General features: G+C 47.2%; 8 protein-coding genes. 6 read left to right on the top strand and 2 right to left on the bottom strand.

Translation table 11 applies throughout. The annotated features are described in order from the left end of the window. The coding region (locus K5677_RS03285; RefSeq protein ID WP_296724609.1) for a glycoside hydrolase family 48 protein at nt 1-2,457 on the bottom strand (2,457 nt) is incomplete at its 3' end. Nucleotides 2,458-3,038: 581 nt separating this feature from the next. On the opposite strand from K5677_RS03285, the gene K5677_RS03280 reads away from it, so the two are divergent. Genes K5677_RS03280 through K5677_RS03265 form a run of 4 tightly spaced genes read left to right on the top strand, consistent with a single transcriptional unit; the run spans nt 3,039 to nt 7,764 of the window. Further along, entirely contained in the window at nt 3,039-4,067 is a 1,029-nt protein-coding gene (locus tag K5677_RS03280; RefSeq protein WP_296724606.1) for an ABC transporter ATP-binding protein, read from the top strand. 2 nt (nt 4,068-4,069) lie between these two features. After that, a complete protein-coding gene (locus K5677_RS03275; protein WP_296724603.1) occupies nt 4,070-4,819 on the top strand; it encodes an ABC transporter permease in 750 nt (249 codons plus the stop codon). A gap of 6 nt (nt 4,820-4,825) precedes the next feature. Beyond that, complete coding sequence (locus K5677_RS03270; RefSeq protein ID WP_296724600.1) at nt 4,826-6,391, top strand: Gldg family protein; 1,566 nt, start codon at nt 4,826-4,828, stop codon at nt 6,389-6,391. Further along, complete coding sequence (locus K5677_RS03265) at nt 6,391-7,764, top strand: DUF4340 domain-containing protein (RefSeq protein WP_296724597.1); 1,374 nt, start codon at nt 6,391-6,393, stop codon at nt 7,762-7,764. Before K5677_RS03270 ends, K5677_RS03265 begins: the two co-directional genes overlap by 1 nt. 130 nt (nt 7,765-7,894) lie before the next feature. Here the strand turns inward: K5677_RS03265 and K5677_RS03260 are convergent, their stop codons facing one another. Next, nucleotides 7,895-8,167, bottom strand: coding sequence for a sporulation transcriptional regulator SpoIIID (locus tag K5677_RS03260; RefSeq protein WP_296724596.1), 273 nt, complete (start codon nt 8,165-8,167; stop codon nt 7,895-7,897). Nucleotides 8,168-8,305: 138 nt separating this feature from the next. Here K5677_RS03260 and K5677_RS03255 point away from each other — a divergent pair, with 138 nt between their 5' ends. After that, a complete protein-coding gene (locus K5677_RS03255) occupies nt 8,306-8,743 on the top strand; it encodes a SpoVA/SpoVAEb family sporulation membrane protein (RefSeq protein ID WP_296724593.1) in 438 nt (145 codons plus the stop codon). Between the two features lie 526 nt (nt 8,744-9,269). Continuing rightward, the coding region (gene nifJ, locus K5677_RS03250; RefSeq protein ID WP_296724612.1) for a pyruvate:ferredoxin (flavodoxin) oxidoreductase at nt 9,270-12,550 on the top strand (3,281 nt) is incomplete at its 3' end.

The following is a 12,550-nucleotide window of genomic DNA, read 5'->3' as shown; positions in this document are numbered from 1 at the left end:
AGCAAGACCCTTAGCTGTGATGTGCTTGTCATCAGAGCCGTTGAGACCGTACTTGTTCGGGTTAGCGAGGTTCTGCATGATAAGAACAACGTCAGACATATCTACGTCCTTATCGCAGTTAGCATCGCCCCAGAGATCAGCAGTCTCATCAGGTGTCTTAGCTGTTGTAGTTGTAGTAACAACAGCAGTTGTTGTAGTTGTTGCTGATGTAGTTGTAGTTGTTGTAGTTACATCATCAGAATCGGGGAGAGGCTTAACCTCAGGATAGAGAAGTGCCATTGTACCGTAAGCAACGATAGCGTCACCAGCGTGCCAGAATCTGTGATACTGGAACTGGAAGTCCTTAATATCAACTGTTCCGTCGCCGTTGTTATCCTCGCCTTCGCCCTTGTCGTACTTCTCAGCCTTCTGCCACATCTCATCCTTCTCGTAGTTCTTACGGATAGATGAGAATGTTGCGCCGTTCTCAAGCTTAGAACCGTCAGGCATTGTACCGCTGTACTCCTTTGGAATATAAACATCCTCGTGGAATACTCTCTTGAGGCTTGGGTTGCAGTCTGTAAATGTGAGACCGATATCGTCACGACCCTGATTATACTGAGCAGAGAGGAGTCTGTTAGCAAGGTAGAGACCCTTTTCAGCAACAGATGTGCCTTCTTCAGTAGCGTACTTAGGATCTACGCCCTTAGCCTTTGCGTAGTAGATAAGTGTATTACAGAGTGAGGATACGCATCCAACGTCTCCCTGACCATAGCCGCCGATCTTGCAGGTGAGCTTCTGGTTAGCACTCTCGCTGTATGTACCTGTCCATGTATCAGGTGTGCAAGTATAGTCTGTATCGCTTGAACCCCAGTCAAGAGTTGAAGGGATACAATAGCTGTACTTATTGCCATCTGCATCTACATAGTCGAAGTGAGTATTTTCCTCGAACCATTTGATCCATCTCTCAAGGAGCTTGTCAAGAGCCTCATCGAGTGCGAGTCCGCCGTACTTCTGACCGCTCTTGTCGCCGTCCTTAGTTACATAGTAGTAGAGCTCACAGAGACGCTGTGTTGACCATACCTGGTTACCGATCCAGTGGTTTGAACCAGGATCTGCGTATACAGGATGTGGAACGTAAGCCATATCATAGAATGTAGCGTGACCTGAAGGATATGTCTCGTAACGGCCTCTCCAGCTGTTTGTACAACCACCAGCGAAAGGACCATCCTTTGACTGGAGCCACTGATACATTTCGATCTGACGCTTGAGAGACTCCTTATAGTCTGTGTCTGCGTCCTTAGCCTTCATACCGCTGTTGATGCCCTCATCATAGAGAAGAGCGTAAGCAGCGAGAGGATTCTGATAGAACTGATGTGAGTGTGAGCAGCCGATCTGCCAAGCCCAGTCATAGTTGCCGAGAGCTCCGCCCCAAGCTGTGTACCAAGCCATGAGATAGTGCTTGGAATCCATGCCTGCTGACTGAGATGTGAGCTTTGTATCCTTAGCGATAGCCTTGTAGTACTTATCGAACATATCGTTACGGCACTGGTCACCCATCTTACCTGCAAGACCTGAGATCTCGCCGCAGTCTACGCCGTTCTGATTAGCGAAGTAGATAGCATGGATACAACGGTCCTCAGCGTCAGGAGCGTTTGTGAATGAGTACTGCTTCGGAACCTTTCCGATGCCGTTGAAGATAGCCTTGATACCGTTTCCGTTATCGCCGCTGCTCTCCATACCGTACTTGAGCTCTTCAAGACAAGGAGCCGGTACAGTCTCGAAACAAGACTCCTGCTCACCTCTCTGGAAGGTATTGATAAATGTGAACTTGCCGTTTCCGCCGAAGCCATACCAGTCATCAACGTCAGCCAGCCAGTTCATAAGGTAGTAGCCGTTATCGCTGCCGTATGCAGACTTGAAAGCATCGAACATCGGGTTGATAGCATCAACGCCAGGCTGCTTTGTAGGATAATCTGTAGGAAGGTCACCTTCCTCAGCTGTATCAGCCTTGAGTCTTGACTGCTTCCAGATTGAATCATACTTAATGTCAGTTCTGCCTGAAGCCTTTGACCAGCCAGGGATCATAGCCTCCATTGTGTTCCAAGCCTTCTTGATGTCGCTTGCTGTGCCTGAGCCCTCGAGAACATCGTGCATAGCAGCCATCCAAACGATGTAGGACATAGCCTCAGAAGTTGTCTCGTGACCGTAGTCAGGAGCCTCAACGATGAAGGTCTCTACTGAATGGTAAGGGATTCCGAAGCCCGAACCGTTAGTCTGTGAGCTGAGATATCCGTTCTGAACACCGTTTGTAATAACGTCATCATAAAGTGATGAGAACATCTCTTTGTAAGAGCCGTTAGACTTTGCAGCCTCTGCTGTAGGAGCAGCTGATGCCATAACAGGCATTACTGCTGAAGCAGACATTGCAGCAGCAAGAATGCCTGCTGCGAGAGCCTTATTCTTTTTGCTTATCATTGTTTTTTACCCCTCTCTGTAGTATAGGTTTAAAAAATGGTTAATTGCTCCCTGAAACCGATGTTTCGGGGAGCGCATACGAAAATACTTCGTACACTGTGTGTATTTTCACGCAGACTACACACAATTCTCAAACTATTTTCAAGATAATTATAGCCCACCTTTAACTTTGTGTCAACAGTTTAGGTTGTTTTACCAATCCGCCTAAGTCATTTTTGTTGCAATGCACACAATAACAAATCCTTTTTTGTACATTTTGTCCACCCGAAAAATCCAAGATTTTCCCGAATTATTAACTTATTATGAACAAATTTCGTATACAAACTTAAAGTCAAAACATTCATCTCAAACTCAGCAATCTCTCACAAAACCCACACACTTCGGCTATAATATATACTTGTGGCAGTTTGACTACACAGCATAAGAGCTTCAACTGTCATCACTGGAATTAACTTTTTGTTCACATTTTGTTAATCTCACGTTAATATTATTCTGTAATAATAAAGCAGTATGCTATACTGCACTATAGTATACTATTTTATATTAAATATTTGATTTTTAAGATCAGAAAGGAGCGCCTCATGATCACTATTGAAAATCTTACCAAGTATTACGGCAGCAACCGCGCTGTAAATCATATAAGCTTTACAATAAACGATAATGAGATCCTCGGTTTCCTCGGTCCCAACGGAGCGGGCAAATCGACAACCATGAACATGATAGCAGGCTATCTGCCCATGTCCGACGGAACTGTCAGCATCTACGGCGCAGACATAAACAAAGAGCCCCTTAAAGCAAAAAAGAACATCGGATACCTCCCCGAGATACCGCCCGTGTATCCTGACATGAAGGTAAAAGAGTACCTTTCCTTCTGCGCAGGTCTGAAAAGAGTTTCCCGCGGAGAGCGCAGGAACGAGATAGAGCGCGTAATGAACCTCCTCAAGGTCAAGGACGTCGAGGGCAAGCTCATACGCAATCTTTCAAAGGGCTATAAACAGCGTGTAGGCTTTGCGCAGGCACTTCTCGGCAATCCAAAGTTCCTTATCCTCGATGAGCCTACTGTCGGCCTCGATCCCAATCAGGTAGCCGAGGTCCGCGCTATAATCAAGGACCTGAAAAAGGAACATTCCGTTATATTCAGCTCTCATATTCTCAGCGAGGTGAGCGCAGTCTGTGACCGTGTTGTCATCATCAACAAGGGCGACATCAGAGCTATCGACACTATTGAGAATCTTGAAAAATCCGTTTCCGCTTCCCTCACCCTCCACATCAAGGTAAAGGGCGACAGAACAAAGGCAGCCTCTGTCATCGAGATGACAAAGGGTGTCAGAGAGATAACCGCTGTCGATGACGAAGGCAGCAGCATATACTCCTTTACAGTCCAGCTTGAGGGCGACTTCGACACAGCAAGAGATGCTATCATGGCTGAATGTATCAAAAACAACATCAGTATCCTTGAAATATATGCGGACAAGCCAAACCTTGAAAGCGTATTCATAGAGCTCATAAACCGTCCCGTAAAAAAATCGGGGCTTGAAGAGCTTCTTGCAGAGACTCCCGACGAATCAGGCGAGTCCAACGAAAAATCAGAAGAAAAGGAGGAAGAATAATCATGTTTCCTATTTATAAAAAGGAGCTGCAATCCTTCTTCTACACTCCTTTCGCATATGCAATAGCAGCTCTTTTCCTGCTGCTTTTCGCGCTTCCTATGGCAAATATGATCAGTGACCTCGGCAAAGAAGGCACTGTCAGCGCAAACACATTGCCTTTCTCATTCACTGAGATGTTCTATTCGGTAATACTTTACTTTATCTTCCTTCTGCCTATCCTCACCATGAGGACATTCGCAGACGAGAGAAAGAACGGCACCGAAGTGCTTCTCATGACCTCTCCCGTAAGCGTGGCTAAAATAGTTCTTGCAAAATTCCTTGCAAACGTTACCGTTTACATCTTTATGCTGGCAGGAACACTTATATTCCCTATCATCACAGCTATCAAGGGCGAGGTGGTAATAAGCCAGCTCATATGCGCATACATCGGCATATTCTGCTGGGGACTCATGTACATAGCGCTGGGTATGCTCATATCCGCACTTACCGAGAATTCCATTCTTGCAGCTATCATCGGTGAGGTAGTAATGTTCATGCTCCTCTTTATCGACGACTTTGCAAATTCGGGCTTTATGTCACAGTTTCCCAAAGCTCAGTCCGTACTTTATGCATTTGCGGCTCAGCCAAGATTCGCTTACTTCTCAGAGGGCTTTGTCCGTCTTTCAGACCTCGCCTTCTTCGCATCGGCAATAATCGTACTTCTCGTATGGACATACATCGCCATAGAGAAAAGACGCTGGAACAGGGGGTAAGCTGAAATGAAAAAGAAAAAAATGAATCTTTCGGGCACTGTAGCCTTTATAACAGCGCTCCTTGTACTGGTGATATTCATACCCATAAACCTTATAATCAGCTATTACGACAAGGGCTTCGATATGACGCCCTCAGGCAAATACACACTGAACGAAAAGACAGTACAGCTTCTTGACGAGACCTCCGATAAGCACATAGACATCTACTGCCTCTATGACCTTGAGGAATTCAAGCGTTCCGAGAACTCTCAGTTCCTGCCGCTTTATCACACCCTGAAGCAGCTTGAGCAGCGCGATAATATCACTCTCACCTGCTTCCTCCCCGACGAGAACGTAACCCTTTCAAAAGAGCTTGACCCCGAGGGCTTGCTTGGCATAGAAAAGGGCGATACCTTCGTCAAGGCAAACGGCGTTATCAAGAAGATAAGCCGAAACAAGGTGTTCCAGACAGGCGCCGACGACAGTAAGCAGTACGCAGGCGAGGAGCTCCTCGCAGCTGCAATCAAGACCTGTGCAAGCGGTTCTCTGCCTACAGTTTACTTCCTCACAGGCCACGGAGAAAAGTCTATCGAGACCAACCTTGCAGCGTTCTCAGCGCTTCTCAAAACAAACAACTATGATGTTCAGGAGCTTGACCTCGGCAAGGAGGGCGCAGTTCCCGACAACGCCAAGATAATCTACCTTGCAGGCCCTACACAGGATATCACAGCAAAGGAAAAAGACCTTCTCCTTGACTATGCCGACAACGGCGGCGCAATGTCCTTCCTCATCGATCCCTGTGACACTGAGGGACGCTTTACCAACATCGAAAAGATCATGGAGGAGTTCGGACTTATCCTCGACTACAACATCGTTACCGAGACAACTCCTGCAAATATGCTCGAGGATCCCGACCAGAACCAGAGTGAGAATTTCATCCGTGTCGAGTATCCCGCAGGCTCACAGTACAATGACGAGTTCACACAGGACCTCACATCTGACCTGAACACTCTTATCAGCAACGCCGTTCCAATAAACGGCTATCCGCTTACAGCAGGCATATCCTACACAAGAAGCCTTACCGAGATACCCGATGACGCATTCCCGGGCGCTTCCTATATCGAGCGTTCATCAATAATCAAGAACACCACAGGTCTCAACGGCGCATATACCACCGTCAGCAAGGCAATGGGCGGAGACGATATAACAGCTAAGGAAGCCAACGAAAAGCTCAGCGGTATGTCACTTGACTTCGGCTACTATTCATATAATAAGAAGTCAGGCGCAAAGCTTGTAGTCATGGGCACCACAGCTCCTATCGACACAGCAAGATGCACCCCTACAGTCGAGATACCTGCCGACAAGATGAAGCCCGCAAGCACCAGCGGTACAAGAACGCTGACAGTATTCAGCAACACATGGCTCTACGACAGCGAGATACAGTTCGGTGTGGGCAACAAGATCAACGCCTATGACTATATGACCTTTAAGGGCTCAAACGACGCTACAAAGACAATAGTCTCACTGTTTATCATGCCTGTTATCATAGCAGTCATTGGTCTTGCAGTATGGCTTAAAAGGAGAAATTCCTGATGAAAAAACCTATTATAGCACTTATCGCTTTAGTTATCGCAGCAGGCGGCTCCGTCGGAGCCTTCCTTGCTGTAAAGAACAAAAAGGATAAAGAACATCAGCAGGCGCAGGAGGAGATAGCCGAAAACGCGCTCCTCAGCTTTGACGGCGACGCAGTCACACAGCTCACCTTTTCAAAAGACGGCGAATCCTATGTCTGCAAGCGTGACGGAGACCTGTGGGCACTGGATTCAGGCGAATTTGCCGTTGACCAGACCTACTGCCAGCTCATCTGCACCTACACAGCGGCTCTCACAGCCGAGGAAAACTACGGCGAGATAACCGACGAAAAGCTTGCCATGTACGGACTTGATGACCCCGACACCCTCGAAATAACCGAGCCAAAGGGTACTCACACTCTCCGCATAGGCGACCAGAGCCCTACAGGCAATTACTTCTACGTTACCGTTGACGGCAGGGACAGCATCTATGCCGTTGAAGCATTGCGCGGAAGTGTGCTAAAGCTTGACAGGCTCCTTATCAAGAACAAGGAGCTCCTGCCATATACTCTCTATGACCTGAAGCAGGTGACCACCTACAAGGACGGCGAGGTCCTCTGCGACCTTACATTTGATGAAGAAAGCCAGACATGGTCGCTCCCGAGCGAGTATTCCGAGGTCGAGCTTGACCAGACTCAGGTAACAGCAGAGTTCAATAACATCGTCCGCCTTGAGGCTGAGGAAATGATGGACGAAAAGCTCGACGACCTTACTAAGTACGGCTTCGACAAGCCCTACGGCGAAGCAGTCGTAAAGGGACTTGACGGCACAGAGCGAAAGCTCCTCATGAGCGTGGACGAGAACGATCCTAATTACTGCTATGTACTTATTGACGGCGAGCAGGTAGAGAAGTACTACACACAGGATATGCACTTCACTCAGCTAACGCCATACAACTATATAACGCAGAATTATACTGCCGCAAGAAACTACAGCACTAAGAGCTTCAAGCTGAAATACGGCAATATCGACATCAGCGCAGAGCTTGACATGGACAAAAACAAGTGCACCGTAAACGGCAGGGAAGTTGACCTGAATACCAACGAAAATTACGTAGCCTTTGATAACTTCTTCAACTCAATGTCTATCTATAAGTATATAGGCACAGACGTAAAGGCTGAGCCTGAGCTGAAAAATCCCGACCTCACAGCAGAATTCGTTCTTACTGAGGGCGGAACATTGAAGATAGAGCTGGTCAAGGGCGAGGACAAGGAATACTATGTATTCCGCAACGGCAAGTATACAGGAGCTTATGTTGACGAATCAATGCTCAAAGGAAGAAATTCACTGAGCGAATGCTACATAAAGTTCCAGAAGCTTGCAGGCCTTGAATAAAGCATAACACAAAAGCAGCACCATTAGTCGCCTCCTCTTAACGGAAAACATGGTTACCGCGCCTGAAATTTCAGTCTCGCAAACGTAGCCTGTGTTCCGATTGAGGGGGCTCCCCTTAGGTGCTGCTTTTTCATCTGTATTTGGGTTCGCGGTGTGCTATCGCCGCATACTTCCGCTTAGTGGCAAGACCGCCGCGGATATGGCGCTCCTGCTTGTTTATTTCAAGTATATCCTTTACACGGGCATACAGCTCGGGATCCTCGGTACGCAGCCGTTCGCTGACGTCCTTATGTACGGTGCTTTTTGAAATCCCGAAATGATTTGCCGCGGCACGGACCGTGGTCTTGTTTTCGGTAATAAATCTCCCAAGCATGACCGCCCGCCCCTCCTGCTGCAATTTCAAGCTCTTCACCTCTTTTCATAACATTTATTAATGTATATGTTATGAAAAGAGGTATTATTATCTCATGATGCGTAATGTCTGACATGAGTGTATATTTTATTATGATCCGCAGATAATACCGCAGAAGGAGCTGATAATATGAAAATGACACCTGAGCTTTACGGCGATATGACGCGTCAGGCTTCACCAAAGTCAAATTACAAGGTAAATATTGCCGCAGCATTTTTAGTCGGCGGAGCTATCTGCGCTATCGGACAGATCATACTCACAATACTCAAAGAATACGGTCTCAGCACCACAGAGGCAGGCACATGGACCTCCATAATACTTGTCGGCATAAGCGCAGTCTGTACAGGCTTCGGCTGGTATTCAAAGCTTGCAAAACACGCAGGCGCAGGAACTCTCGTACCAATAACGGGCTTCTCGAATGCTATAAGCTCGGCTGCTGTCGAAGCCCGCTCCGAGGGATTTGTACTTGGCGTAGGAGCAAAGATATTCACCATTGCAGGGCCTGTTATCCTCTTTGGCTGTTCAGCCGCTGTTGTTTACGGGCTGATATATTATTTCATCACATGAAACAAACAGGGGCTGCCATTGCAGCCCCTGCATAATAATACAGCGCAAAAAAAATGCAGGGCATAAAGCCCTGCTTGTCTTAGATAAACAGATAAAAATAAATATGTGTAGAACAAAAGAAAGGAGACAACAAAACGAGTGTTAATAATTAAAGATTATTTAACACTGTAGTTATTATACCTTATTTCTGACTTTCCGTCAAGTAAAATCGCTAACTTTTGTCAATATGCACAACTTTCATAGTTCTTTATATCGCATATTTCATAAGAATCCTTTTAAAAAATGCTGACAGCTGTATATCTTTTCGCTCCGCCGAAACAGATTATACCGCCTATTCCTCTAAACATAGGCAAATTCTCCAAAAAAGCCCCTGATATTTTTGTAACAATTACGCAAAAAAAGTGTTTACAAAAATTCTGATATGTGGTATAATAATTCACAGTAGTTATATGTGGTTGACGTTATCACCCGCTAACCATTTCTATAACCTAATTATTATAATATTTAGGAGGTCATTCCTATGGCAATCACAAGAAAAATGAAAACAATGGACGGTAATAATGCCGCTGCATATGTTTCTTACGCCTTCACGGAAGTTGCCGGTATCTATCCGATCACACCTTCCAGCCCTATGGCAGACTATGTTGATCAGTGGTCCGCTCAGGGTGTCAAGAACATTTTCGGCACTACCGTTAAGGTTGAGGAGATGCAGTCTGAAGCTGGTGCAGCCGGTACTGTTCACGGTTCTCTGAACGCTGGTGCACTTACCACAACCTATACTGCTTCTCAGGGTCTTCTTCTCATGATCCCGAATATGTACAAGATCGCCGGTGAGCTGCTCCCTTGCGTATTCCATGTTTCTGCACGCTGCGTTGCTTCTCACGCACTTAACATCTTCGGTGACCACTCTGACGTTTATGCTTGCCGTCAGACAGGTTTTGCAATGCTCGCTGAGACAAACCCACAGGAAGTTATGGATCTGGCTGCTGTTGCACATCTCGCTTCAATCAAGAGCCGTGTTCCTTTCATCAACTTCTTCGATGGTTTCCGTACATCACACGAGATTCAGAAGATCGCCGTATGGGATTACGAGGATCTCAAGGAAATGTGCGATATGGATTCTGTTAAGGCATTCCGTGACCGTGCTCTTAATCCTGAGAATCCTACAATGCGCGGCTCTCACGAAAACGGAGATATCTTCTTCCAGCACCGTGAGGCTTGCAACTCCTACTACAACGCTGTTCCAGGAATCGTTGAGGAGTACATGAACAAGGTAAATGCAAAGCTCGGCACAGACTACAAGCTCTTCAACTACTACGGTGCTGCTGATGCAGAGCGCGTAATCGTTGCAATGGGTTCTATCTGTGACGTTGCTGAGGAAGTTATCGACTACCTTAACAAGAAGGGTGAGAAGGTCGGTATCGTTAAGGTTCGCCTGTTCCGTCCATTCTCTGCTGAGAAGCTCGTTGAAGCAATCCCTGCATCTGCAAAGGCAATCGCTGTACTCGACAGAACAAAAGAGCCTGGTTCTCTCGGTGAGCCTCTCTACCTCGATGTTGTTGCAGCTCTTAATTCTACAGGCAGAACAGGTATCAAGGTGATCGGCGGTCGTTACGGTCTCGGTTCAAAGGATACTCCTCCTGCATCTGTATTCGCTGTATATGCTGAGCTCGCTAAGGCTGATCCTAAGCCACAGTTCACACTCGGTATCGTTGATGATGTTACAAACCTCTCGCTTGCTGAGGAAGACGCTCCTAACACAGCAGCAGAAGGCACAATCGAGTGCAAGTTCTGGGGACTCGGCGGCGACGGTACTGTTGGTGCTAACAAGGACTCTATCAAGATCATCGGCGACCACACTGACAAGTACGTTCAGGCTTACTTCCAGTATGACTCAAAGAAGACCGGCGGTATCACAATCTCACACCTCCGTTTCGGCGATAAGCCAATCAAGAGCCCTTACTACATCAACAAGGCTGACTTTGTTGCCTGTCACAATCCTTCCTACATACTCAAGGGTTACAAGATGGTCAACGATGTAAAGCCCGGCGGTGTATTCCTTATCAACTGCCAGTGGAAGCCTGAGGAGCTCGACCAGCACCTCACAGCTGATACAAAGCAGTATATCGCAAAGAACAATATCCAGCTCTATCTGGTTAACGCTATAGACCTTGCACAGGAGATCGGTCTTGGCAAGCGTACAAATACAATTCTCCAGTCTGCATTCTTCTCACTTTCAAAGGTTCTTCCTGAGGCTGAGGCAATCGGCTACATGAAGGAGAAGGCTCAGAAGTTCATGAAGAAGGGTATCGAGATCGTTCAGATGAACGAGAAGGCTATCGACGCAGGCGCAAATGCTTATGTCAAGGTAGATGTTCCTGCTGAATGGGCAAATGCTGTTGATAATACAGCTCCTGCAAAGCTCGAGGGCGCAGAGAAGCTCGTAAAGATGGTTGAGGGCATCATGAACCCTGTAGGCAAGATGCTCGGTGATACTCTCCCTGTTTCTGCATTCTCAGATCACGTTGACGGTACATTCGAGCAGGGTGCTTCCGCATACGAGAAGCGCGGCGTAGCTGTTATGGTTCCTGAGTGGAATCAGGATACTTGTGCAAAGTGTAACAAGTGTTCATTTGTCTGCCCACACGCAACTATCCGTCCATTCGCTCTGACAGACGCTGAGGTTGCTGCTGCTCCTGAGAACATCAAGATCGCTCCTAAGCCGATCGTAAAGAGCGAGTACAAGTACACTCTCGCTATTTCCGCTATGGATTGTATGGGCTGCGGCGTATGTATCGGTGTCTGCCCAACTAAGTCACTCAAGATGGTTCCAAGAGAGTCACAGGAGCCACAGCAGGCAGTATTCGATTACTGTGTTGCTAAGGTTACAGAGAAGACAGATGTAGCAACTGACGCTACTGTTATCTCCAGCCAGTACAAGAAGCCACTCCTCGAATTCTCCGGTTCATGCGCAGGCTGTGCTGAGACTTCTTATGCAAGACTCATCACACAGCTCTTCGGTTCAAGAATGTACATCTCCAACGCAACAGGATGTTCTTCAATCTGGGGCGGTCCTGCTGCTACATCACCATACACTGTTGATGCAAACGGCCACGGTCCTGCATGGGCAAACTCACTGTTCGAGGACAACGCTGAGCACGGTCTCGGTATGTATCTCGGTCAGAAGGCAATCCGTGAGAGACTCATCGAGGAAGTAAAGGAAATCGCTGCAAGCGACAAGGCATCTGCTGAGATCAAGGCTGCTGCTGATGAGTACCTCGCAACAGTAAACGACGGTGCTAAGAATACAGCTGCAACAGCTGCACTCGTTGCTGAGCTCGAAAAGTGCGACTGCAAGTGCGATAAGAAGGCTGATATCCTTGAGAACAAGAACTACCTCTCCAAGAAGTCCGTATGGATCTTCGGCGGCGACGGCTGGGCTTATGATATCGGATTCGGCGGTCTCGACCACGTTCTCGCTACAGGCGAAGATGTAAACATCATGGTATTCGATACTGAGGTTTACTCAAATACAGGCGGACAGGCTTCCAAGTCCTCTAACATTGGTCAGGTTGCACAGTTCGCAGCAGCTGGTAAGGCAATCGCTAAGAAGCGTCTTGCTGATATCGCTATGAGCTACGGCTACATCTATGTTGCACAGATCGCTATGGGTGCTGATATGAACCAGACACTCAAGGCAATCAAGGAAGCTGAGGCTTATCCGGGCCCATCACTCATCATCGGCTATGCACCTTGTGAGATGCACTCTATCAAGGGCGGTATGACTAACTGTCAGGCTGAGATGGA

This window comes from Ruminococcus sp., from assembly GCF_024684275.1.
This window is presented reverse-complemented; position numbering and strand designations above follow the sequence as displayed.